This is a genomic window from Acinetobacter sp. XS-4 (genome assembly GCF_023920705.1).
In the GTDB taxonomy this organism is placed as follows: Bacteria; Pseudomonadota; Gammaproteobacteria; order Pseudomonadales; family Moraxellaceae; genus Acinetobacter.
Map to the genome: position 1 here is coordinate 3662701 of NZ_CP094657.1, position 24907 is coordinate 3687607.

Annotated in this window: 28 protein-coding genes; 16 read left to right on the plus strand and 12 right to left on the minus strand. The window is 39.7% G+C overall.

The window, feature by feature from the left end; translation table 11 throughout:
• Positions 1-161: 161 nt before the first annotated feature.
• Positions 162-1037, minus strand: a complete 876-nt coding sequence (locus tag MMY79_RS16960) for a permease (protein WP_252610445.1) — start codon at positions 1035-1037, stop codon at positions 162-164.
• A gap of 251 nt (positions 1038-1288) precedes the next feature.
• Between MMY79_RS16960 and MMY79_RS16965 the strand changes: the two genes are divergently transcribed.
• The 5 genes from MMY79_RS16965 (at position 1289) to MMY79_RS16985 (ending at position 7442) form a co-directional block, all read left to right on the plus strand.
• Entirely contained in the window at positions 1289-1507 is a 219-nt protein-coding gene (locus tag MMY79_RS16965) for a Sec-independent protein translocase subunit TatA (RefSeq protein ID WP_003654829.1), read from the plus strand.
• A 12-nt stretch (positions 1508-1519) separates the two neighbouring features.
• Positions 1520-1954, plus strand: a complete 435-nt coding sequence (gene tatB / locus MMY79_RS16970; protein WP_013198995.1) for a Sec-independent protein translocase protein TatB — start codon at positions 1520-1522, stop codon at positions 1952-1954.
• Positions 1951-2721 carry a twin-arginine translocase subunit TatC gene (gene tatC, locus MMY79_RS16975; protein WP_016139325.1) on the plus strand — a complete coding sequence of 257 codons (771 nt, stop codon included), beginning with the start codon at positions 1951-1953 and terminating at the stop codon, positions 2719-2721. The genes tatB and tatC overlap by 4 nt, the downstream gene beginning before the upstream one ends.
• A gap of 175 nt (positions 2722-2896) precedes the next feature.
• On the plus strand, positions 2897-5077 hold the full coding sequence (locus MMY79_RS16980; RefSeq protein ID WP_252610447.1) for an alkaline phosphatase PhoX: 2181 nt from the start codon (positions 2897-2899) through the stop codon (positions 5075-5077).
• A gap of 172 nt (positions 5078-5249) precedes the next feature.
• Entirely contained in the window at positions 5250-7442 is a 2193-nt protein-coding gene (locus MMY79_RS16985) for a PhoX family phosphatase (RefSeq protein WP_252610449.1), read from the plus strand.
• Positions 7443-7489: 47 nt separating this feature from the next.
• On the opposite strand, the gene MMY79_RS16990 is transcribed toward MMY79_RS16985, so the two are convergent.
• Positions 7490-8269 carry an NRDE family protein gene (locus tag MMY79_RS16990; RefSeq protein ID WP_252613557.1) on the minus strand — a complete coding sequence of 260 codons (780 nt, stop codon included), beginning with the start codon at positions 8267-8269 and terminating at the stop codon, positions 7490-7492.
• A gap of 93 nt (positions 8270-8362) precedes the next feature.
• Here MMY79_RS16990 and lgt point away from each other — a divergent pair, with 93 nt between their 5' ends.
• The 7 genes from lgt (at position 8363) to msrA (ending at position 13253) form a co-directional block, all read left to right on the plus strand.
• Positions 8363-9181 (plus strand): prolipoprotein diacylglyceryl transferase, encoded by an 819-nt coding sequence (gene lgt, locus MMY79_RS16995; RefSeq protein WP_252610451.1) that lies wholly within the window; start codon positions 8363-8365, stop codon positions 9179-9181.
• A gap of 78 nt (positions 9182-9259) precedes the next feature.
• On the plus strand, positions 9260-9619 hold the full coding sequence (locus tag MMY79_RS17000) for a hypothetical protein (protein ID WP_013198999.1): 360 nt from the start codon (positions 9260-9262) through the stop codon (positions 9617-9619).
• Positions 9620-9630: 11 nt separating this feature from the next.
• Positions 9631-9996 carry a hypothetical protein gene (locus tag MMY79_RS17005; protein WP_252610453.1) on the plus strand — a complete coding sequence of 122 codons (366 nt, stop codon included), beginning with the start codon at positions 9631-9633 and terminating at the stop codon, positions 9994-9996.
• Between the two features lie 165 nt (positions 9997-10161).
• A complete protein-coding gene (thyA, locus tag MMY79_RS17010; protein WP_252610455.1) occupies positions 10162-11004 on the plus strand; it encodes a thymidylate synthase in 843 nt (280 codons plus the stop codon).
• Between the two features lie 44 nt (positions 11005-11048).
• Positions 11049-11558, plus strand: coding sequence for a dihydrofolate reductase (locus MMY79_RS17015; protein ID WP_231761974.1), 510 nt, complete (start codon positions 11049-11051; stop codon positions 11556-11558).
• A gap of 14 nt (positions 11559-11572) precedes the next feature.
• On the plus strand, positions 11573-12628 hold the full coding sequence (locus tag MMY79_RS17020) for a DUF4105 domain-containing protein (RefSeq protein ID WP_252610457.1): 1056 nt from the start codon (positions 11573-11575) through the stop codon (positions 12626-12628).
• Between the two features lie 100 nt (positions 12629-12728).
• On the plus strand, positions 12729-13253 hold the full coding sequence (gene msrA, locus MMY79_RS17025) for a peptide-methionine (S)-S-oxide reductase MsrA (protein WP_252610459.1): 525 nt from the start codon (positions 12729-12731) through the stop codon (positions 13251-13253).
• A gap of 57 nt (positions 13254-13310) precedes the next feature.
• Here msrA and MMY79_RS17030 read toward each other — a convergent pair whose 3' ends face one another.
• The 5 genes from MMY79_RS17030 to MMY79_RS17050 all read right to left on the minus strand — a co-directional run bounded on the left by MMY79_RS17030 (position 13311) and on the right by MMY79_RS17050 (position 17143).
• Positions 13311-13715, minus strand: a complete 405-nt coding sequence (locus MMY79_RS17030) for a biopolymer transporter ExbD (RefSeq protein ID WP_252610461.1) — start codon at positions 13713-13715, stop codon at positions 13311-13313.
• The gene (locus MMY79_RS17035; RefSeq protein WP_252610463.1) at positions 13715-14335 is read right to left on the minus strand and encodes a MotA/TolQ/ExbB proton channel family protein; all 621 of its coding nucleotides are present in this window, start codon (positions 14333-14335) and stop codon (positions 13715-13717) included. Before MMY79_RS17035 ends, MMY79_RS17030 begins: the two co-directional genes overlap by 1 nt.
• Before the next feature lie 42 nt (positions 14336-14377).
• Complete coding sequence (locus tag MMY79_RS17040; RefSeq protein WP_252610466.1) at positions 14378-15133, minus strand: energy transducer TonB; 756 nt, start codon at positions 15131-15133, stop codon at positions 14378-14380.
• A 378-nt stretch (positions 15134-15511) separates the two neighbouring features.
• Entirely contained in the window at positions 15512-16375 is an 864-nt protein-coding gene (purU, locus tag MMY79_RS17045; protein WP_016139339.1) for a formyltetrahydrofolate deformylase, read from the minus strand.
• A 75-nt stretch (positions 16376-16450) separates the two neighbouring features.
• Positions 16451-17143, minus strand: coding sequence for a TetR/AcrR family transcriptional regulator (locus tag MMY79_RS17050; protein ID WP_005302132.1), 693 nt, complete (start codon positions 17141-17143; stop codon positions 16451-16453).
• Between the two features lie 112 nt (positions 17144-17255).
• On the opposite strand from MMY79_RS17050, the gene MMY79_RS17055 reads away from it, so the two are divergent.
• The 4 genes from MMY79_RS17055 (at position 17256) to MMY79_RS17070 (ending at position 21137) form a co-directional block, all read left to right on the plus strand.
• Complete coding sequence (locus MMY79_RS17055; protein WP_252610468.1) at positions 17256-18704, plus strand: coniferyl aldehyde dehydrogenase; 1449 nt, start codon at positions 17256-17258, stop codon at positions 18702-18704.
• Positions 18705-18871: 167 nt separating this feature from the next.
• Complete coding sequence (rpmB, locus tag MMY79_RS17060; protein ID WP_000048256.1) at positions 18872-19108, plus strand: 50S ribosomal protein L28; 237 nt, start codon at positions 18872-18874, stop codon at positions 19106-19108.
• A 12-nt stretch (positions 19109-19120) separates the two neighbouring features.
• Positions 19121-19276, plus strand: a complete 156-nt coding sequence (gene rpmG / locus MMY79_RS17065) for a 50S ribosomal protein L33 (RefSeq protein ID WP_003654787.1) — start codon at positions 19121-19123, stop codon at positions 19274-19276.
• A 151-nt stretch (positions 19277-19427) separates the two neighbouring features.
• Positions 19428-21137 carry a cation:proton antiporter gene (locus MMY79_RS17070; RefSeq protein ID WP_252610470.1) on the plus strand — a complete coding sequence of 570 codons (1710 nt, stop codon included), beginning with the start codon at positions 19428-19430 and terminating at the stop codon, positions 21135-21137.
• A 35-nt stretch (positions 21138-21172) separates the two neighbouring features.
• On the opposite strand, the gene MMY79_RS17075 is transcribed toward MMY79_RS17070, so the two are convergent.
• The 5 genes from MMY79_RS17075 to MMY79_RS17095 form a co-directional block, all read right to left on the minus strand.
• Entirely contained in the window at positions 21173-21451 is a 279-nt protein-coding gene (locus MMY79_RS17075; RefSeq protein WP_002114792.1) for a hypothetical protein, read from the minus strand.
• Positions 21452-21563: 112 nt separating this feature from the next.
• On the minus strand, positions 21564-22067 hold the full coding sequence (locus MMY79_RS17080; protein WP_004794811.1) for a DUF6586 family protein: 504 nt from the start codon (positions 22065-22067) through the stop codon (positions 21564-21566).
• An 81-nt stretch (positions 22068-22148) separates the two neighbouring features.
• Positions 22149-22511: an ASCH domain-containing protein gene (locus MMY79_RS17085; RefSeq protein ID WP_252610473.1), complete on the minus strand. Its 363-nt coding sequence runs from the start codon at positions 22509-22511 to the stop codon at positions 22149-22151.
• Between the two features lie 9 nt (positions 22512-22520).
• On the minus strand, positions 22521-22760 hold the full coding sequence (locus MMY79_RS17090) for an RNA-binding protein (RefSeq protein ID WP_003654760.1): 240 nt from the start codon (positions 22758-22760) through the stop codon (positions 22521-22523).
• A gap of 72 nt (positions 22761-22832) precedes the next feature.
• The gene (locus tag MMY79_RS17095) at positions 22833-24812 is read right to left on the minus strand and encodes an ATP-dependent helicase (RefSeq protein ID WP_252610475.1); all 1980 of its coding nucleotides are present in this window, start codon (positions 24810-24812) and stop codon (positions 22833-22835) included.
• Positions 24813-24907: the final 95 nt, after the last annotated feature.

A 24907-nucleotide genomic window follows, 5' to 3' on the forward strand; every position in this document is an offset into this window, starting at 1 on the left:
AGGCGACATGGATGTCGCCCGTCGAACTGCGACATCAAGGATGTGTCGTCAGTTCGACAAATGGTTTTGTTACTTTTGACGAAACAAAAGTAAATATTGCCTACATACACAAAACAAGCATATAACCACTATTCTAAGGCCGTATGATCTAACTGGCTTCCCTAGAAATAAAGATGCAAAAACACAGCATAAATCGCAATACACACACAACTCACAATCGTCCCCGAAGCGATATAAGCCGCAGATCTTCCTGTTCCTTGATAATGTGTTTCTAGCGCTACAATATTGGCTGCTGGTGGCAGACAGAACATTAAAAACATGACTCCAATTTGCTGACTTATATTTGGAATCGGTAGAAATCTATACGTTAGTCCACAAAGAACAAGCCCACACACCACCTTAAATGCTTGAGCTTTGGTACTGTAGATTAAGTCTTTTAAATGCACCCGTGTACGACGTAACCACATTCCCAATACACACATGCCAGCAAAAGTCATTGCGAACTTGGCAACCTCATACACCCAATGTATGGCAGGATGTTCAATATGTTGAGCACCTAACAACCTGAGCACAAGCGCGCAAAAGATTGAAATACACGGTGGAGAAGTTAAAACCTTTTTTAATATACTAAGCTTACTTTGTGGTGCTGTAGTGACCGCCGTAACAGCCCATGCATTTCCAAAAAGAGACATACCAATATATAGCGCAACAATTGGGGCCGTAGCATCAGGACCAAATAAAGCCATGGCAAAAGGAAAGCCAAGCCAGCCCATGTTGGTATAACTCACGCAAAGCGCTAATAATCGGTCTTTAAATAAAGCCAAATAAGCAAAGAAAATAAGAAATGCTGAACCGAAGCTAAAGAGCATCAAGCTCAAACTACCCGGCTGATAAAACACCATATTGTAAATAATCACAATTGGAATCAGTAAGCGGGCAAGCCAAGCTGAAAGAACAGGTTTTATGGTTTCTGAAAGAGAAGTCTGAGCAAGTAAAAGTCCAGTGATAAACGCCAATATTGGCAGTAATAACGCCACGTTTTATCCTCTCCCCATTAAAGCCAGCTTGTTATGCTACACCTTTTCAAAGTGAAATGTACTCTCCATTTCAAGTAATTTAAGTATCTCTTTCCCAACACTCTCTAAACTAAAAAATCAGATACAGTCTTTATAGAACTACCTTTTTAGCTTTTGACTGACGGCTATTGTCTTAAAAATGACATATAAATGTCACATTGTTGTCATGGCAACCTGTTGATATAAAGCGAACTGAGAAGAGGTATAAGATCATGGCCGGTTTATCTATTTGGCACGTCGTTATTTTTGCAATTGTCGTTATTTTACTATTCGGTACATCTAAATTAAAAAATATCGGTAAAGATGTAGGCGGTGCAGTAAAAGACTTTAAAAAATCAGTTCGTGAAGAAGACGAAGCTGCTGCTCTTAATACTCCACGTACAATTGATGCCCAAGTCAAAACCCCTGACAGCACATCAGTGAAAAGCTAAAGGTTTTCCACCATGCTTGATGTAGGAATGACAGAGCTACTCTGTTTTGCAATTATTGCAATTTTAGTTTTAGGCCCAGATAAACTTCCAGAAGCCGCACGTTTTGCTGGTCGCTGGTATGTTCGCCTAAAACGTTATATTACCAATTTGCAAAATGAGATTGATCAGGAGTTGCGTCTTTCTGAGTTTCGAAAAGAAATGCAAGAAGAACTCAACCGCATTGAAGCACTAGAACGCAAAGTACAACAACAACTTGAAGAAATACAAAAACAGACTACTTCAGACAACTCAGAAAAAACTGAGGTAGCTGAAACTATATCTCAGTCTACGATGTACTCCCCTGTATCGGGTCATTATGAAGTGCCCTTTCTTGCCAAATTTACACCTTTGGCATCTCAAAGTGACACTTTAGAAACACCTCCCGTTAAATTGAAGATTGCCGTATGAACCAACTGCCTTCAACGACTGTAAATACGCAAGAAAATCTAGACCAAATGCCAATCATGAATCATTTGGTGGTTTTAAGACGTCATTTATTTAGGATTGTCGGGGTAACATTATTTTTATTCTTTTGCTTATTACCCTTTCGGAATAACACTTACCAATTATTATCTGAACCTTTAAGGCTGCAACTTCCTGCATCATCTTCAATGATTGCGACAGATGTAACTGCAACCTTTATGGCGCCTTTTAAGCTCAATTTATTTGTCGCGCTTGTGCTGGCAATGCCATTTATTCTTTATGAAATCTGGACTTTTGTCCGCCCAGCGTTATATCAAAAAGAACGTCATTTAGCACTGCCATTACTCATCGGTAGTATTGTTTTGTTCTATGCCGGAGTTGCCTTTGCATACTACATTACACTTCCTGCAATTTTACATTTCTTTATTAGTGTATCGCCTGAAACTGTTGCACCTATGACGGATATTAATAGCTACCTTAGCTTTTGCTTAAAGCTGTTTTTAGTTTTTGGTATCACTTTTGAAATTCCAATCGCAACGCTCCTACTCATTTTAATAGGCGTAGTAAATACAAAAAGTCTTGCTGAAAAAAGACGTTTTATCATTGTGGGATGTTTTTTTGTAGCCATGTTCATTACCCCACCAGATGCAATTTCTATGGTGATGTTGGCGATCCCAATGTGGTTGCTTTTCGAGCTTGGATTATTGTTTGGTAAAATTCTTGAAAAAAGAAAAGCGCAATCTGCTGAATAAAATGATATCTAAGAAAAAGCCTGAACCTCTAAGTTCAGGCTTTTTTGTATAGACCACTTTTTAATCTACAAAGCAATAAACTGTCTTCAAAGTGACTTAAAAATGTAAGAAAAGTGTCATTTCCAGTCCATAGAATCAACTCAACAAATATACTCACAAAAGTTACGGATTTATTATGACAACTGCTTCTAACCACCCAACACGTCGCGACATTTTAAAATGGTTTACGGGGATTCCTTTTCTTCCATTAGGTGCGATGGCTACGGCAGCAACGTTAGCAGGATGTAACGATAGTAATGATGATTCAGACGTTACGACTCCATCAAAACCAATTAACTTTAAAAATGCAACGTTCACATCAATGCCTGCGCCTTCTACTGTAGCAGAAATGGCAACAACGGCATGTGCATCAAAGCTTGCCATTTCATGGGAAGATGGCAGTAAAACTGAATATCAACTTGCTTACAAACCATTCTTTTTAACAGGTACAGAAGTTCCTGATGGTAAAGGTGGAAAGATTATCGCGGGTGGTTATGTTGACATCAATAATAAGCCAATTATTGATAAATCAGTTGCTGGTAAAGAGCGTCAATTCTTCTCTGACTGTCCAGATGGTAGTTCTCTGATTAGCTTCAAACAAGCAACTGGCAAAGATTTCACAGATGCAGACAAAAAAGCATTGGGTGTAACTGGTAACCCAGTGTTCCATGTAGTCCAGTTTGAATATCTATCGAAAGACCAAAATGGTGGTGATACGTACGGTAAATTATCATCTCCGATTGCAGTACTTACTTTAGATCAAGACCCGAAAACTGGTCATTTGACTTTAATCAAATATCACAATGTAGACACTTCAAGTGCGCATGGTTTATGGATTACTTGTGGTGCAAGCTTGTCGCCATGGGGAACTCATTTATCAAGTGAAGAATATGAACCAGATGCTTTCAACCAAAAGTTAGGTCAATCACTTTCAACACTTAAAGCATTCAGTAAAAATGTGTATGGTGATGAAAATGCGGCAAACCCATATAACTACGGTCATTTACCAGAAATTACGGTAAATGCAGATGGTACTGGTCGTGTGACAAAGCATTACTGCTTAGGCCGTATTTCACATGAGCTTGTACAAGTTTTCCCAGACAATCGTACAGTTTTGATGGGTGATGACTATACCAATGGTGGTCTCTTCATGTTCGTTGCAGATAAAGAGAAAGACTTATCTGCTGGCACACTTTACGTTGCAAAATATACAACAGTACTTACAGATACAACGACTGGTCAGATCTCATGGATCAAGCTTGGTCATGCAACAAGTGTAGAGATTGAAAACCTAATCAAGAGCGGTATCAAAGGAACTGATATTTTTGAATCGGTTCTACAAATTACCAAATATCCAAGCGATGCAACGACAGCAGAAGTTGAAGCTATTGATGCAGGTGATAAAGGTACTACTGAACAAAAAACTTTAGCAAAAGCTGCGAAAGATCGTTTAAAACTACAACAAGCTGCTCAAAAAGCAGAATTAGAAGCACAAGGTTTCAAATTTACTTATTTGAGCAAGACTGGTGTTTATCTCAAGCTTAAAGATAACAGCGACAAAACTAAACTTGCAGCGGCTTTCCTTGAAACACACCGCTACGCGGCTTACGTTGGTGCTTCAATGGCATTAACTAAGAACGAAGGTACAACTGTAAATATTGCAGATAAACGAGCATATTCAGCTTTAGCTAACATTGTTGATTCAATGGTTGAAGGTGGCAGTGGTTATCTTGCTGAGCACAACGTTAAATTCCCGAAAATCACGGCTGGTGGTATTTTGGAGCATAAATTGACAGGTGGCCAAAAAGACAGCTTAAATGTTGCAATTAACAGTGAATGGGTGCCTAGCCAGTCTAGTCTTCTCATTAAAGGTAAAGACATTAGCTTTGATAGTTTAGGTAACACTGCTGACCCAGAACAGATCGCTAGCCCTGATAACTTGAAGTTCTCTGAAAAGCTACGTACGTTATTTATCGGTGAAGACTCTGGTAACCATTTAAATAACTTCTTATGGGCTTACAATGTCGACACTAAACAGCTCATCCGTATCTTGTCTACACCAGCAGGTGCCGAATCTACTGGTCTACATGCAGTCGATGAAGTTAACGGTTGGACTTACATCATGAGTAACTTCCAACATCCAGGCGATGAATGGAACCGTTTCTATAAAGAAGCCGATGGTGTTCGTACAGGTATCAGTGCAGATTTACTTTCGCAAATTGATACAGCGATTAATACAAACTACAGCAATAAATTTGCAGCAGCGGTTGGTTATATCACTGCTGACCCAATTGCCCCATCTGTTGTTAAGAAATAAGTTCTTTCACTAAAAAAGAAACCTGCCTTGTGCAGGTTTCTTTTTTGACTAAACAATCAAATATTTAACAAACCTATCATCAAAACGTAAAAGCCTCGTCACACTACCCAACTAAGCTAAAGAAGACTTTTAGAACAATCTCTTTATTTCTTTACTGACTTAGGAATTTCCCATGACAGAGCTGACGCCATATCATGAAGACCAAGAACTGGACAATAATACTTCTGACAATATCCACTTTCGTGACATTTTAGAACAACATGTAAGTCGCCGTAGTTTAATTACTAAAGCAGCAAGCGGTGCTGTAGCTTTAACTTTAGCCTCTACTTTAACAGGCTGTAATGATAGTAATGATGACTCAGGCTCTAACAACGGTGGAATCCCACCTGTAGATCCAAATAAAAAACCAGAAAAATTAACTTTTACAGCAGTTGCAAAAAACCACAACGATATCGTGACGGTACCTGAAGGCTATGAAGCCAATGTTATTTATGCTTTAGGGGATTCAATCAACCCTAACTTTGGTGAATGGGATGACAATAATATTCCATCTGGCCCAAGTTTCCAGTTCCGTTCGGGCGACTGCCATGACGGCATGCATTTCTTTGGTTTAAATGCTTCAACAAACCGCTTTGATGAGAGTGTTTCAACTGAAGGTTTGTTGGTGATGAATCACGAATATATCAATCAGACTTTCCTTCACCCAAAAGGCCCAACAAAGGTTGATGGACACCGCCCTGAAGATGAAGTCATTCGTGAAACCAATGCGCATGGCGTTTCAATTGTTCATATCAAAAAAGATGCAGCAACTCAAAAAGTCACAATTGATAAAAACTCTATTTTTAACCGCCGCATTACAGCATCAACAGAAATGGATTTTGCTGGTGCAGCAGCTGGTTCTGGCTTACTTGCAACTCGCTTCTCTCCTACTGCACGTAAAACACGCGGTACTCATAATAACTGCGGTAATGGTTATACGCCTTGGGGTACATACTTAACTACCGAAGAAAACTTTATTGGTTACTTTGCTCGTAGTACGACTGATGACGCGTTACGTACTCCAGAAGAAATTATTGCACTGAAACGCTATGGCTTAAAAGCAGGATCTGGTTCACGCTACGGCTGGGAAACAGCAATTGGTCAAGTTGAATCACAAGACTTGTATGATCGCTGGAATGCCGATGTAAAAGCTGCACAGCCAGCACAAGACTACCGCAACGGACCAAATACGTTCGGTTGGATGGTCGAGATCGATCCGTTTGATAATCGCCTAAACCCAGTAAAAAGAACATCGCTAGGTCGTTTTGCACATGAAGATAGTGCTTGCCGCGCTATAGCAGGTCAACCATTAGCGTTTTACATGGGTGATGACTCTCGCGGTGAATACATCTATAAATTTGTCTCTACCGCTGTGTGGGATGCCAAAGATGTAAACCGTGGTTATGCGGCTGGCGACAAATATATGAACGCGGGTAAATTGTATGTTGCCAAATTTAATAACGATGGTTCAGGTCAATGGATTGAACTGACTTATGGTAAAAATGGCTTAAATGAAAGCAACACTACTTACCCTTTTAAATCTCAGGCAGACGTTGTCACATTTGCACGTTTGGCTGGCGACTCAGTTGGTGCTACAAAAATGGACCGTCCAGAATGGTGTACGGTTAACCCAGTAAATGGCGAAATTTATGTGACCCTAACCAACAACTCAAATCGCGGTAAAGATTACGCGACCGATGCAGCCAATCCACGTAACTACACTGATCTTAAAGATGAAAAAACCACTCAGAAAGGTAACGTTAACGGTCACATTATCCGTTTTAAAGAAACTGATGACAAAACAACTGCTGAAACTTTCAAGTGGGATATCTACCTATTTGGCGCAGAAGCATCTATGGCTTCAAATATCAACTTATCGGGTCTGACAGACAATAATGATTTGTCATCTCCAGACGGGATGTGGTTTGACCCACGTGGCGTACTTTGGATTCAAACAGATGATGGTGCTTACACCGATGTTACTAACTGTATGATGCTTGCTGCACTACCGGGCCAAATTGGTGATGGCACTGCTGCAACTACGTCAAATGGCCAGCAAACTATAGTCGGCGCTAAAGTTACAGACTCAACATTACGACGTTTCTTGGTTGGACCAAAGCAATGTGAAATTACAGGTATTGCCATGACACCTGACCACAAAGCTATTTTTATTAATGTTCAACACCCTGGTGAAGACTCGAAAAGTTACGCAATACCAGACAGTAACTGGCCTGCAACTCAAAAAGACCCAAGCAATAAAACTGCGCGCCCACGTTCAGCAACTGTTGTGATTACTCGTAAAGATGGCGGTGTGATCGCAGGCTAATTCGTAGAAGATTAAAAATGCCGATCAATTGATCGGCATTTTTATTGCTATCGATTTAAAAGAATCTGCTGCTGAACAATTTGACCGCTATGTTCACCTTGTTGAGTTTTTTCTAACCAAAGCCATTCATTATTGGTCATTCTTAGAAAATTCGAACAGCGTGTGCCATACACAGGACTTTGAATAAAGGTAGATGACAATAACTCTTCCATCTCTGCTTGAATGCCAGTATTCGGTAATAAAGCAGTTGTAACTTTACGCTCATCTTCCAAAACATCCCACGCCGCATCTTGCAAAGTTAACTCTTCTGTCTGATGCTGAAGCATAGGCAAAAACTCTTGCGTAAAACGTGTTCGTAAATGTTTAGTTTTTTCCCAATGTTCAGACATCAAGCCATTTGAAACCACATAAACACCATTAGCCAATACTTGTGGTGCTTCACCACGGTTACTCATATAAACCGCTTGATCAGCATTTCCCATAAACAAGTTAAAGCCAGCAAAATTCTGTTGCTGCTGTTCTAATTGTTGAGCAAATCGAATCGGCAATAAATCAGATTCTAAAAAAGCCTGAACCAAATGCCCCCGAGAAGTCTCATAAGACTTTTGATCCCGTCCATCACGGAAGTTAGTCAAAACAGCCCATCGACCTTGAGGCGTAATGCCCATCCACGTGCCACCCGACTGTAAATCTTGTCCCGCAACAATGGGGGTATGTTCCCACTGATGCAACAAAGCTGTTGGACGATGATAAAACTCATCCCGATTTGACATAAGACACAAGGGCATATCATCCAGAACATGCCATGCTAAAGCCACAATACACATTGATTCTTGTTCCCTATCTTTACACATTGAATGTACAACATTTTTCACATCATTCCGCTACAATCTGTCAAAACGTAAGATCAAGGAGCAGCAATGCTGACCTATCCTAATATCGATCCGGTCGCAATACACTTAGGACCTCTTCAAGTCCATTGGTATGGACTCATGTATTTATTGGCATTTTTATGTGCTTGGGGACTTGCTTCCTACCGTGCCAAACAACGTGATGGCTGGACATCAGACATGGTTTCCGACCTAGTGTTCTATGGTGCTCTAGGTGTTGTTCTGGGCGGTCGAGTCGGCTATGTCCTTTTCTATGAGTTTGACAAATTCCTCGAAAATCCGATTTGGTTATTCCAAGTCTGGACAGGTGGCATGAGTTTCCACGGCGGCTTTCTCGGTGTTATGGTTGCTATGCTATTTTGGTGTAAAAAATACCAAAAAACATGGTTCCAGACGCTCGACTTTATTGCCCCTTGTGTACCGACTGGCTTAATGTTTGGACGCATTGGTAACTTTATTGGTGGAGAGTTATATGGTCGTGCGGTAACTGACCCGAATTATCCATTCGGTATGATCTTCCCAACAGACCCATTACATCTAGTTCGCCATCCATCACAAATCTATCAAGCGCTTTGTGAAGGTTTAATTCTATTCATTGTTCTGTGGTGGTTTAGTTCAAAACCGCGTCCACGTATGGCCGTTTCTGCCCTATTCCTAATGGGATATGGCGTTGCCCGCTTTGTTATGGAATTCTTCCGTCAGCCTGATGCCGACCAAGGTTTCATTCTATTTGGCTGGATGACAAAAGGACAGATTCTAACAATTCCAATGTTGCTGATTGGCCTTTGGATGATGTGGTATGCCTATCAAAAGAAAATTTATGACTGGGGTCCACAAAAAAATAGTTAATATCTAAATTAGAGGAGTTTCGGCTCCTCTTTTCTTTTTTATGCTACAGTTTTTATTCTCCCAAGATGAAGATATACCATGCTGGAATTCTGGTTTGACACGCAAGTCCCAACATTTAAAAAACTAGTGATTTTGATTATTACGCTGCTTATTTGTATTGCGCTATATCAATACCAACCGCTGCCTTTAGATACGATTCTGATGTTTACTGGAACTGGGGTAATTTTTTTAATCTGTCGTTACTTTAAATTGCATTTCGCTCAAAGCAACCCGACGGGTTTACTCTACCGTCTATTTACTTGGATCCCTATTGCCCTTTTGTTTGCCCTTATTTTTGTTAAAGCGATGCCAAACTTGCTGATCTGGGGTGTGCAAGGAATTGCTTTTATGGCACTTGCTGCTTTTATTTTTTCACCTCAATCGCTTTTTAAGAAATAGGTTTGGTCTTCATGTTGGCTTATTGGTACAACGCTCCGCGCCATATCAAACTCATCTTCATTATTGGGGTTTGTGCTGCAATTTATGTAGCCAATCAAATCCAGCCTTTAGCGCCGACTTATACTATTCTTAGCCTTGCGTTAGGTTTCGGACTTCATTTCGGGCAATATTTACAAACAAAAATTTCAGATCGTGGTTCATCTAAATATAACCTCCTGTTTCTACTTAGAATTTACCCTTTCATTATTGTTGCTATTGTGGTGTGGATATTGCCACCTCTGCACAATTGGATCATAACGATACAAGCTTTAGGCTTTGTACTGGTTGGATTTTTTCTGGTTTCAATTTATCAAAATCGTGCCAAACGATTTGAATAATTACGTCTATTGAAATGTCATAGAACTAATTTTAGATTTTCATCTTGAGCTACAACAGGTATCATCTTCAATGGTTCACGATGAAGCAGCTTTATTGCGTAATTATTTATCATTGAGCTATCTCCCCCTTTTATTTTATGGAATTAATCCGAACTCGAGAGTGTTATGCGTGCATATTTAGACCTACTACAACATATCCTTGATAATGGCGGTGACAAAGGCGACCGTACAGGCACAGGAACCCGTTCTGTATTTGGTCATCAAATGCGTTTTGATCTCTCTAAAGGTTTTCCTTTACTCACCACAAAAAAAGTTCACTTCCGTTCTATTGTGATTGAGTTACTTTGGTTTTTAAAAGGCGACACCAACGTCCAATATCTAAAAGATAATAAAGTTTCAATTTGGGACGAATGGGCAACAGCAGAACAAACTGCTCGTTTTGGCCGCCCAGAGCATGAGCTTGGCCCAGTCTATGGTCATCAATGGCGTAATTTCGGCGCAACCAAAAATGCGGATGGTACTTATAACCAAGATGGTTTTGACCAGATTAAATGGTTAATTAATGAAATTAAAACCAACCCAAACTCACGTCGTTTAATTATTTCTGGTTGGAACCCGAATGAAGCTGGACAAGTAGCTTTACCACCTTGCCACACGCTTTTTCAATTTTTCGTACAAGATAACAAACTGTCATGCCAACTTTATCAACGTAGCGCAGACGTGTTCTTAGGTGTACCTTTTAACATTGCGAGCTATGCTCTACTCACCCATATGATTGCTCAAGTGTGCGATTTAGGAGTCGGTGATTTTGTATGGACTGGTGGTGATACACATCTTTATGCCAACCATTTTGAGCAAGCACAACTTCAATTGACACGTGACCCTTTACCGCTCTGCCAATTGAAACTAAATCCAAAAGTAAAAGACTTATTTGATTTCAAATTTGAAGATGTTGAAATTGTAGGTTATGAGTCGCATCCTGCAATTAAAGCACCAGTTGCAGTATAACGACGACTCAAATTTCATTAGGTTATGGTTTAGAGAATAAGATTATGGCATGGCAAAATGTAGAAGTTGTTCACGTTGTGGCAATGGACAAAAACCACTGTATTGGTAAAGGCAATGCGTTGCCATGGCATATTTCTGCCGACTTAAAACACTTTAAAGAAATCACGCAAGGTGGTGTGGTCGTAATGGGTCGTAAAACCCTTGAGTCTATGGGCCGTGCTCTACCAAACCGTGTGAACTGGGTCATTACCCGTGATATTAACTGGCAATTTGACGGTGTTAAAATTGCCTATTCAATTGAAGATGCTTTAAATGCAGCTTTAGAAGATGTAAAAAATACTGAAAAACAAGCGTTATTCATCATTGGCGGCGGTGAGATATTCAAGCAAACTTTGTCAATTGCAGACCGTCTTGAACTTACTCATGTTGACTTAGATGTGCAAGGTGATGCACATTATCCAACAATACCGAGTGAATTTCATAAAACTGCAAGTGAACAACAAGTTGATGAAAAATCAGGGACTTCATTCGAGTTTGCCACTTATAAAAAATAATTCAATGGATGCCTATGCACAATATCGGAACACGTGAATTTATTATTGCTCTAGTTTTTGGGCTGTTACATAGTCTATTCACGCTGTTTATTGTGTTTTCTAGTATTTGGGTATGCGTAGCGCTCTGGGTTCAACAACCTTTTGGCTGGTTAGGCAGCCGCATACTCATTGGCATCTGGATTGCTTTTGCGTTGAGTATGGCTGGCTTATATGTTGAAGGACATCTTGTCAGCCGCCGTACAGATATCCTGATTTACCTTTTAGCATTTGCCTGCTCTCTCGTTTGGTATTTTTCGATTACTGCACGTCAAGACCGTGACTGGAATCCTGAAGTTGCCAATATGCTGAGCTATGAAAAGCACGGCGATGTAGTCACTCTGCATAATGTCCGTAACTTCAACTGGCACCCCGATGGAACCTATGATGTTCGCTGGGAAACTCGAACTTTTGATCTTAACCAGTTGAATGGCATAAACATCATTGCCTCTTACTGGATGGGACCACAAATTGCCCATACACTGGTCAGCTTCGAATTTGCACACCAACAACCACTAGTCTTCTCAATCGAGATTCGCAAAGAAAAAACTGAAGAGTTTTCAGCGATCGGCGGTTTTTTTAGAAAATATGAACTGAGCTTAATTGCTTCTGATGAAAAAGATATTGTCTATACGCGTAGTAACATCCGCAAAGAGCAGGTTTATAATTTTCCTATCAATATGCCACGATCTGAGCAAAAAGCTTTATTTTTAGAATATCTTAAAAAATCAGATGAGTTGCGTACAAAACCAGAGTGGTACAATACGCTCACGAGTAACTGTACAACTCTAATTTTTGATATGGTTCAAGCGATTAACCCATATCAACTTCCTAAAGATTATCGTCTAATCGCTTCAGGTTACTTACCTAATTATTTATATGATCTTAAAGCTCTTAATCAAAATGTCAGTTTAAAACAGTGGTATCAAATTGCACATATCAATCCACGTACTGAAAATTTTGAACAGCTTTCAGATCAGAGTAGTGAACACTTCTCTCAAATCGTTCGACAAGGTTTACCTAAAGCTAAATGAAATAAGTAATGCACTTTTCTTTACTTTTTTATACATGCTTTACTTTGTATTTTAAATACATAAACCCTATTGTAATAGGCAGGAAATAGAGGGAAAAACAATGCAACAGGCATTATTTGGTGGCGGCTGTTTTTGGTGCGTCGAAGCTGTATTTTTACAAATACGCGGTGTAGAAAAAGTAACTAGTGGTTATGCAGGTGGGCACACGACTAACCCTACCTACGAGCAAGTATGCCAAGGAGATACCCAGCACGCTGAGGTGATCTTGGTAGATTTTGATGAAGAACAAGTAACATACTCCCAGTTACTCGATGTATTCTTCGCGACTCATGATCCAACGACTTTAAATCGCCAAGGTAATGATATGGGCACGCAATATCGCTCTGTTATTTACTATTATAATGAAGAGCAAAAGCAGGCAGCGGAACATACAATTCAAACACTAAAAGATGATGATCTTGATATTGTGACTGAACTGTCCCCTGTTCCGACATTCTATCCAGCCGAAGAATATCATCAGAATTACTATGCAAAGAATCCTTCACAAGGTTATTGCAACTTTGCGATTCCACCTAAGTTGCTTAAGCTATATAGTAAATTCCAGCATCTTATGAAAGATCAATAAATTAGAGTAATAAAAAAGCAACCGATTTGGTTGCTTTTTTATTAGGTTAACTAAATTTTAGTTTTCACTGACAAAGGCAATATCGCTCAGTCCGGCTTCACTGGCGCGAGACATTACCTGTGCAACAGTATCGTACTTCGACTCTTTATCTGCACGAAGCTGAACTGTTGGTTTAACATCACCTTGACCTGCTTCTTGAAAACGTTTTTGAAGCTCATCAAGGCTAATTACTTGAGTATCCCAAGCCACTTCACCATTTGCATTAATACTAATCGTAATTGCTTTTGGTGGTGGATCAATAATTTCAGCAGTTGTTTTAGGAAGCGCTAATGGAATCGATGGGTTAGCAACTGTTGCTGTGACCAAAAAGATGATCATTAACACCAACATGATGTCGATTAGCGGAATGAGGTTCATCTCATTTATGCCACTATCGTGGTCTTCACCCAATTGAAAAGCCATTAAGCTTGACCTCCAACATAACTTTGCTGTGTAGTTTTAACATCAGACTTTACAGTTGAGTCTTGCTGCAACATCGTGTCAATTAACAGGCTGTGCGCTTGATCTTGTAAGTCATGAGCAAGACCACGGTTAGCACGTACACAAATGTTATAAGCCAATACCGCAGGAATCGCAACTGCAAGACCAAGGCCCGTCATAATAAGCGCTTCACCTACTGGTGTAGCCACTTGAGCCAAACCTGCTTGTCCACTTTTACCAACTGCAACAAGTGCATGGAAAATACCCCATACCGTACCAAACAAACCAACGAATGGTGCAATTGAAGCAATTGTTCCTAAAACAGAAATACCTTTTTCAGCATTGACTTTTTCAGCAGAAATTTGACGAAGTAGAGCCTGCTCTGCAACTGCTTTACGCTGCTCAAAACTTAATGGTTGTAACTTTGCTTTTAGCGAACTGATAGCCTGAGAAAGTTGAGCATAAGCTTGTTGCTTTAATTGGCGAGTCCCCATCAAACGTAAGATGAAAACTGTCCAGGTAGCAATCGACATTGCCAATAAGATGAAATACAGGGTTTTACTCACTGCATCTGCATGTTGCCAATAGATTGAAAAGTTCATATGAACTCCTGATTAAGGTTAGCCGTTGGGACTCAAATTCATTTAAGGGGTTAAATCAAAGGGTTGCTCAGCTTTAATTGGGTAAGCAACTCCATTTTCCATATAAGGTTTAAATTTCGCACCGCGAACCGCGCGGACAACTTTGTCATCTAGACTTGAAATACCACTACTTCTAGTCACTCGCACATTAATAATCTTGCCTTTTTCATCGGCTTCAATCAGTACCATGACAGAGCGCGCTTCGCCTTGTAAATCTTTTGGAGAAACTGTTAAACGTGGTGAACGACTCCACTGCACACCCGAACCACCAATTGAAACTCGTTTTGGTGATGGATCTGGAGCTGGTTGAGCTTTAGGTGCTTCTTGTACTACTGGCTTTGGTTTTTCAACGACTTTTTCAGTAACAGTTGTTGTCGTTGTCACCACTTTGGTTTCAACTTTAGGTTCTGTCTTTACTGCTTGTTTTGGTGTTTCAGCCTTTTTCACCTGTTGAATCTTTTCCACTTTTTTCGGTGGTGTTACAGGTTTTTCAACAACTTTAACTTCTTTTACCTCTTTTTTAGGTTCCGGTTTTTTTGGCGGTTCCTTTGGTTTAGGAGGTAAAGGTTTTGGCTGATCCTGAATTTTTACAAAACGTACCTGTAAAGGTTTTTTATCGATTGGCTTTAATTCAGCAGGCTTAATATGGCTAACTGCCCATAAGACCCCGACATGACCAATTGCAACTGCAATTAGTGCTGTGATGACTTTCTTTTTCATCGGATTGGGAGCATTTAAGGCTGCGGAAGATTGACTCATAAGAATCTAATTACCTAATGGACGATGACTTCAGATTTCTATTTATAGAAACGATTTCAAACATCGGATAGAACAATAAAGTGCCACAATAATAAATGAGAAGTGTTTTCATTTGCAACTATTTTTTGAGAAAAACATTTACTCAGTCTCATAGCTTCGCATCTGCTCAGTGTCTTTACTTTTGTTTTCTCATAGTTACACCAATACGTATCCGTGTTCATAATTTGTTTAGCCAAACTTAAATAGTTGAACCATTTGTATCATGAACAGATCTAATTCTATGATAAACTCACTTATTATTGATATGCTATATCATTTCAAATTAATTTTAAATATAAAAAAACACGCGAAAAGCGTGCTTTTTTGACTAAGCGTTATTTAAAAAACAACGGTCTTATTACCATCAACAATAATACGATCTTCTAAATGCCATTTCACTGCACGAGCCAATACATTACGCTCTACATCTTCACCTAGCTCACGTAATTGCTCGACATTATAATTATGGCTCACACGCTCAACGTCTTGCTCAATAATTGGACCTTGGTCAAGATCAGCAGTCACATAGTGAGCTGTCGCACCAATCAACTTCACACCTTTTTCATAAGCTTGCTTATATGGATTGGCACCCACGAAAGCTGGCAAGAAAGAATGGTGAATATTGATGATTTTCATTTCCCATTTCGCAACAAAATCTTCACTTAAAATCTGCATATAACGTGCAAGAACTAATAAATCGTTGCCTTGCATCATTTCATCAATTTGCGCATAAGCTTCAGCTTTATTGTCTTTGGTAACTTTAATTACAGAAAATGGAATACCAAAGTTTTCGACAGATTCACGTAAATCTTCATGATTTGAAATGACATGAGTAATTTCACAAGGTAACGAACCGCGTGCATGACGCCATAACAACTCAAGCAATGCATGGTCAACTTTAGAAACTAAAATACCAACTTTTTTAACATCACCTACGAAAGCAAGACGCCATTGCATGCTATAACGCTCAGCAACGTTCGCAGCAAAAGTTTGAATTAATGCATCTTTACGCGACTGTAAATGATCAAGTTCAAATTCAACACGCATGAAATAACGTCCGCCCTGAGCTTCCGTCGCATACTGATCAAGCGCGGTAATGTTTGCACCTTGATGATACAAAAAGCTCGATACCGCTTGTACGATCCCTGGCTTGTCTTCACAAGTAATCAGTAAACGGGCTGTATTGGCAGTGGTCATATTCATTTGGTTAATATCACTTAATTGAGATAAATTTTTTAATAGGCCGAGTATTCTAGCGCCCTAAATAAACAAGCACAACTATTCGTCTTTTAAGGACGATAAGCTAGCAAATAGATCTGAAGGGCCAAGAGATTCAAGCAACTGCTCATAAGTTGCTCTGCTTTCCCCCATAAGATAAGGGCCTTCAAGGAAAACCATTTGGCGTAATGCTTGCCAAACCCATTTTTCTTCTAGATGGTTATTGTCACTAATATGACCAGACATATACAAAAAGTTTGTCCAGTTTGTTAATACAATCCAGAGGTTAATAATTAATGCTTCAATTTCTGATGCTGTCATTTTCATAAGACCAGCATCTACAAAGGCTTGATAAATCTTTTGCCCCTGCTGCATGACCTGCCCCGCAAAACGCGGATAAATCTTTTTAAAGTCTTCGTTACTTTCTACTAAATGATAAACATCACGATGAATAAAACGGTAGCTCCATAACTGGCCACTGAGTACTTGAAAATAGTTAATTTTATCATTGGTCGTTAATGGTCTATCGTCAGGTAAAGAAAGTACTTCCAAAGTCTCGGCCTGATATTGATACATTAATTCCTTAATGATTTCATGCTTATTCCGAAAATGATAATACAAATTTCCAGGACTAATACCCAACTCCGCAGCAATATGATTGGTTGTAACTGACCGTTCACCTCGCTCGTTAAAAAGCTGCAAACTGATTTGTAAAATCCGGTCTTTTGTCTTCAGAGCTTTAGGTTGAGACATTTTAATAACCTTTAATAATTCACATGGTTAAGACTTGAACACATAAACTGACTTGACTATTTAGAGTATTTACTCTAAAAAATAAATATATCAATGTATTTGGTAAGTACCGATGAACAGTCAAACAAAAACAAATCCAGAGACTCAGCTTCCTTATGATGTTAAGCATTTACATGATTTGCTTGAACAACAAAAGCTTGCTTATTTACGTCATCCGGTACCCACTGCTAAAGAGCGTATTGATCGTTTAGCTCGTCTTAAAAGAGTCTTGGTAAAATATCAAGATCAGATTGCCGACGCAATTAACCTTGATTATGGTAATCGTGCAGTTATGGAAACAAAAATTGGTGAGCTACTCACCAGTTTGGAACAAATCAAATATTACAGTAAACATCTGACAGCGTGGATGAAACCTTCAAAGCGCCATATCAGTGTATTACATCAGCCAGCAAAAGGTTGGGTACAATATCAACCTATGGGTGTAATTGGTATTATTACACCATGGAATTACCCATTACTTCTTTCAGTTGGGCCATTAATTTGTGCACTGGCAGCGGGCAACCATGCCATGATCAAAATTTCGAGTGCCTCTCCTAACTTTGGGCGAGTTCTTGAAAGTGCATTAGCAGAAGCGTTCCCACAAGAATTAGTTGCTGTAGTAAATGGTGGCGGTGTTATTTCAGATGCTTTTAGTCACTTGCCTTTTGACAAAATGATTTTCACAGGCTCAACTTCTGTTGGTAAAACAGTGATGGCAGCCGCAGCTCAAAATCTAGTTCCTGTTATTCTTGAATTAGGCGGAAAATCTCCTGCTCTTGTGCATGCATCTATGGATATGAAAGATGTAGCTCAACGCATTGCTGTAGGTAAATTATGGAATGCGGGTCAAACGTGTGTTGCACCTGACCATATTTTCTTACCACGCGGAAAAACTGCCGAGTTCATCGAAAACTTTAAATTGATTGTGGCTGGCATGTACCCACATTTCCGCAATAATCAAGATTACACGTCTATTATTAATGACAAGCAATACAACCGTATTCAGGGATACCTTGAAAATGCCCGCGATCAAGGTGCTCGTATTATTGAAATTAATCCTCAAAATGAAATTTTAGATGATATCCGTAAAATTGCGCCGACTTTAGTTACAGGCGTAACGACTGCAATGGATATTATGCAAAATGAAATTTTTGGTCCTATCCTGCCAGTTTTGGAATATGACCAAATAGAAGAAGTCGTCGAATTCATTAATAGTCGTCCGCGTCCTTTAGCGATGTATTATTTTGACTATGATCAAGCACGTGCTGACTATATTGCACAGCATACCCACTCAGGACACTTCGGAATCAACATGGTGATTACCCATGTGGCTCAAGATGATTTACCGTTTGGGGGAATTGGTGCATCAGGTATGGGTAAATATCACGGACCAGAGGGCTTTTTTAGCCTTTCTCATGAACGTTCGGTGATGTCTAATCCAAAACTTTATAGCCTTAAATACATTCTTCCACCGTTCAATAAGCCCATTCATCGTTTCATTTCGAAAACCTTGTTGCGCTAACTGATCAAGGCATGATCTGTTATACTAAATCATGCCTCGTTTTTACCAATTCCGCTTGTCTTTTAATCGTATTTTTGGTATAAAACGCCCCTTGAATGAATTCATCCGTTTACATTTAGTATGACTGGCCACAGATTTGCTGTTGGCTGAATCAATGGAGTTACACCATGTCTAAGGTTTGCCAAGTTACCGGCAAGCGTCCAGTCGTTGGTAACAACGTCTCACACGCCAACAACAAAACCAAGCGCCGGTTCGAGCCGAACCTGCACCACCACCGTTTCTGGTTAGAAAGCGAAAAACGTTTTGTACGTCTTCGTTTAACCACTAAAGGTATGCGTATTATTGACAAATTGGGTATCGAAAAGGTTGTTGCAGACCTTCGTGCTCAAGGTCAAAAGATCTAAGGAGTCTGAACAATGCGTGATAAGATTCGTCTCGTTTCTACAGCTGGTACAGGTTATTTCTATACCACGACTAAAAACAAACGTACTATGCCGGAAAAAATGGAAATCAAAAAATTTGATCCAAAAATCCGTCAACACGTGATTTTCAAAGAAGCTAAAATCAAATAATTTTAGCCTCGAAAAAAAACGACTTCACAATGAAGTCGTTTTTTTTTGCATTTTTTTTATAGCTAGCTTTTTTTTGTTAAACTTTCCACATATTTCGCCTTGGCATTTTTTATGCTTGTCTTTAGCCTAACTCACGTAAAAGGAGTTTTTAGTGCCGCATGACGTAGATTTAATTGTTTTACTTGCTGTTGGTTTCGGTGTTGCCCTCTTTTTTGGTTATCTTGCAGCCCGATTACGACTTCCTCCTCTTATCGGCTATTTAATTGCCGGAATTATTATTAGCCCCAATACACCCGGCATAGAAGCTGATATGCATCTTGCTAACCAGCTTGCAGAACTTGGGGTCATGTTCCTGATGTTTGGTGTAGGGATGCACTTTTCATTAAATGACTTACTGCTGGTTCGACGTATTGCTGTACCAGGCGCAATTTTACAAATTGCGGTCGCCACTCTATTAGGAGTTGGCGTATCCATGCTATGGGGATGGAGCTTTGGTTCTGCACTCGTTTTTGGCTTAAGCCTGTCGTGTGCGAGTACTGTTGTATTATTAAAAGCTTTAGGAGATCGAGGTCTTCTAGATTCAGTCAACGGCAAAATTGCTGTAGGTTGGCTGTTAGTCGAAGATTTAGTAATGGTACTTGTTTTAGTACTCCTTCCAGCTACAGCAGTTTTACTCGGCGGGAAAGCACCAGAAGGTGCAGATGGTAATATCTGGTTAACCCTTGGGCTTACGTTATTAAAAGTAATTGGCTTTATTGCCTTTATGCTGATTGTAGGTAAACGTGTTGTTCCTATTATTATGCAGTTTGTTGCTCGTTTAGGTTCAAGAGAGCTATTTACGCTGACTGTAGTTGCTGCTGCTGTTTCAATTGCCTACGGGTCTTATGCCATTTTTGGGGTCTCAATGGCATTAGGGGCTTTCTTTGCGGGGATGGTTGTTAAAGAATCTGACTTTAGCCACCGTGCAGAAGAAGAAACGCTTCCACTACGTGAAATTTTCTCAATTCTGTTTTTCGTATCTGTGGGCATGTTGTTTGATCCACATATTCTTGTTGAACGCCCGCTTCATATTTTGGCCGTTATCGCAATTATTATGGTAGGTAAAACACTTGCTGCAATGGCTTTGGTTTTATTCTTTCGCTATCCGCTTAATACAGCGCTTACAGTTGGTGCGAGTTTGGCCCAAATTGGTGAATTCTCATTTATTTTAGCGACTCTCGGTGTCTCATTAGGTTTATTAACTTTAGAAGCACAAAATCTGATTTTAGCTGGTGCTTTATTTTCAATAACACTGAACTCTTTTATATTCTCTGCCATTGAGCCCGTACAACGCTGGATTCGTGAGCGCTCTCACTTAGCTCGACTTCTTGAACGCAGTGGTGACCCATTGGCCATGTTACCCGATGAAGTTGATCAGGCTTACTTACGCGATCAGGTTGTCATTGTTGGCTATGGCGGTGTGGGACGACGTATCACTGAAAATTTAATTAATGAAAATATTAAAGTCGTTATTGCTGAAGAGAATCGTGAAATCGTAGAAAAGCTGCGTCAGTCGAATATTGCTGCTGTGAGTGGTGTTGCAACCGAACCAGGTGTTTTAATTCAAGCACACATCATGCATGCAAGACTCTTGGTGATCTCACCTATGGATATTTTAGATATTCATCGTATTGTGGCGATTGCTAAGCAATTAAACCCTCAAATTCAGGTGTTAATTTGCGCAGAAAGTAAAGAAGAAGCTGCAGTAATCAGAGATGAAAATATTGGTGAAGTGTTCTATGCCAAAGAGGAAATGGCAAAGAATATGAGCCATCATATATTAAATCAGATCGAGCTTGCCCATCAGTCAACTATTCATTAACCGTATAAAAAAGCGTACTCAAGAGTACGCTTTTTTTAACTCAAGAATTTAGGCTGTTCGTCTAGTACCTCAGCCTGCCATTCATTTACCTGCTTTTCGAGCAGTCCAAACAGTGCAGCCTGAATCATATGCTGAGCAACAACTGGAGTTTGCTCACCCAAGATTGCTTTTACTTCATCGCTAAATTGAATTTTAACCAAGGGTTCATTCTCAGAACCTGCATTACGCAAGGCGAGTTCGCCACCTTCGAGTTGGACTAACTCCAAAACGGCTTCTTGGTTTCCAAATAACTCTTTCAATTGCTGTATAGACATATATTTCCTCCATGTTTCAACATGGTGGCAAAGCACCCTTGCACTTTGCATCTCTTGTCTTATTTATATAGGCACACCCGGATTAAATTTCAAGCGTTCGGGCAGTTTAATTTTAGAACTCGACCATTTCATTACGAAAACCATCAATTAAATGGCTTAATTCGCGATGCCATTCACGCAAAATCTTAACATCTGGCAACCAAGATTGAGGACCTTGAGTCACTTTGATAATGAGATTAGAAGAAGTTTCTTCTTCTGGGGTCGGCTCTTTAGGTTCTGGTGCATATTGACACATACGGTAAGCTCGTTTGAGCTCTGCAACAAAACCATCTTTCGCCAATTGTTGCAAAACGGACACCTCTGGAGAAACTTGTCCTTTTGCCGCCATATGTTCTTCAATAGATTTTAAAGTGGGTTGCAATTCATTTAAACGGTAATAACGTACGAGTTCTTGTAAGAAAGCTAACATTGCACCATGTAAATGAAATACAGCTGCTTCACGGTAAGCTTGTATCTGCTGCACATGATCGGTCTGTTCTGCCTGTTGACACGCTAAGCGCGCAAAATAGAGCTTCTGATTGGTACGATCGGCATGATAACGAGCAACACGTGACATAACTAAACTTTCCTGTTCTAAAATCGCTATTGCAACAGCTATTCTTTAGCTTAACGACTCCATTAATAAAATCAACGTTATTTATGGTAAATCCAGCTCAACTTGATAAATTTTACGTTTCGCTAAAACTTTTAGTGGCTGCTTTATAGGACGAACATTACTTAAAACCCAAGCAAAATACCCTTCGTCCCAAGCAGTTGCACATGCTGGCTTAATTTCATCATTTCGCCAAGCATGAATAGAGTCGACATCAACTAAAGCGACAGCAACTCCCTCTTCTTCATCAGTATCTTTAACCAAAAAATTTTGGTTCTCGACAATTAATAGATCTTTGATTGGCAGTTTTGTAGGTACCCATGAACGCACTTCAAGTGTTTTGATACCTTCAGCGATACGAATACCATTTGGCGCGACAATCGAAAGAGCTAAAAACTGTCTTTTCACACTGAAGACTTATTCTTCAGCTGCTTTAACGCGAATTCCATTGCCTTTAACTTTAAGCAGGTTTAAGCCTTTAATTGCCTTAATTGCTTCACGTGGGTTAGGCATTTCAACAAAACCAAAACCTTTTGATTTACCTGTGTCTTTATCAGTAACAAGAACACACGTTTCAACTTTACCAAATGCTTTGAATAACTCTAAAATTTCAGTTTCACTCACAGCACGATCTAAATTACGAACTAATATCTTCATTTTCTAACCTTAATTGGCAATTAAAGGGAGCAGCCAATACATTTAAGTAATCACAGTGTCTTATACAGTAGTTTAATCCAGATCGATACCAAAACCTAAATTTACTGCAGGTGAACGGTTCCATTGCTTTTTAGCAAATGGCTGAGGTACTTGCCTATGGATCTTTGCCTGAACCAAATGTGCAGGCAGGTCATTTAGGAAATAACTTTCGATTTTACGACCTTGTTCATCATAATTATCTTCTGACCATGTATTGAGGTTTTGCTTGGTCAAAATTAATTCATTTTCAGCACGTGTTAATGCAACATACAATACACGGCGCTCTTCTTCGACATCATCAAAATCGCCCTGTGCCCTTGCATAAGGATATTGATTTGGCGATACATGAGGTACATAGCAGACTTTCTGTTCGGCACCTTTAGCGGAATGAATCGTAATTAAAGTCACTAAATCTTGATCAGCGGCTTTCTCAATTTCAGACACTGAAATAGGTTCAAGAACATATTCTTCGAGGAATTCACCTAAAGATACGTGTTTACGCGCAAGTTGCTTGACCAAATCAAAGTCTTTTAACCGGCGTGACCAATCTTTAGTTTTATAATTTTGCTCTAGCTGTTCACCTAAAGCATCGAGTGCCAAGCCAATACTTGCTTCAACATGCTGCTGTAATACATCTAGCTGTTTTAAAATTAGAATCGCTTGTAAAGGAACTTTGCCATGACGTTCTAGACGGTTGCAGCGCTCCTCAACATCAGTAACTCCCATCAGATCTTGGGCGAGCTTACTGGCACCAACATCACCAATACCATCCCATAAAGTTAAGAAACGCATCCACGCCAAATCATCGTGAGGATTGCTCACAATTCGTAGCAGGCTAAGCACATCTTTCACATGAGCAGACTCAAGAAGTTTTACCCCGCCAATAAAACGGTAAGGTAATTCAGCAGCAATGAAAGCCCCTTCCAGATATCGTGCACTATAGCCTGAACGTACCAAAACCATATGGTCGTGCCAGCTTGCACCTTGCTGATGTCGCGTTATTAAGTCCTGTGCAATCCAGTTTGCTTCTTCATACTCATTACCAAATAGGTGTAGCTGAGGCTTTTGCCCTTGCCCACGATGTGCTTGTAGCTGTTTTTGATAATCAATTGGGCTATGCGCCAACAACCAGTTTGATAAATCTAAGATTTCTTGAGTTGAACGATAATTTAAATCCAGTGTATGAATAACTGCGTCAGGTATCCTCTCTTTAAAAGAATGGATATTTTCAAAATCTGCACCGCGGAAACCATAAATCGACTGGGCATCATCGCCAACACAAAACAGCTTCACTTTGCCAATCAAGGGTTGTAATAAAGCCCACTGCAAAGGATTGGTATCTTGCATTTCATCAACTAGCAATGCCTGACAAAAACCTGCTACCCAATTCGTTAATGCTTCTGAATTTTGTAAATGGACAGCCACAATCGATAAAATATCGTCGTAATCTAAAAAATTACGTTCTCTTTTACGTTGCTCATAGGTTTTCATTAAATCTGCAATTTGAGTCTTATGCTCATATGCATCTGGAAGCTGCTTGATTAATGCTTCAGAAAGCTTTGTTTGAGTATTTCTCGCATAAGAATATAAATCACACAGCTCTGCGGCTTTAGGCAAGACGTTATCTTTATCTTTGCCTCTTAATAAGCGAAACATAAGCAACTGATCATCACGATCAATAATACTAAATTGATTTAAACCAAAAGCTTGTGGGTTACGGCGCAGTAAATACATACAAAAAGTATGAAAAGTTGAAGCTCGCAGACCCTTTGCCTGTACCCCCACATGTTGTTCTACTCTCGCAACAATTTCACTCGCAGCACGCCGAGTAAACGTTAAAATCTGGATTTGGTTCGCTGGTAAACCTTGATCAATTAAATAGGCTGCACGAGCAACAATGGTTTTAGTCTTGCCGCAACCAGCACCCGCCAAAACTAAACAGTTTTGCGCAGACGTAGTGGCTGCTTTTTTTTGCTGAGCATTTAGTTCATTAATTAATTTTGCAAGACTCATAAAACATATCGCTAAAACATCAAGACATAGTTTAACAGACCGAGGCAACAGATGGGTCTGCCCATCCTAAAAACAAAAAAGAGCACCTAAAGTGC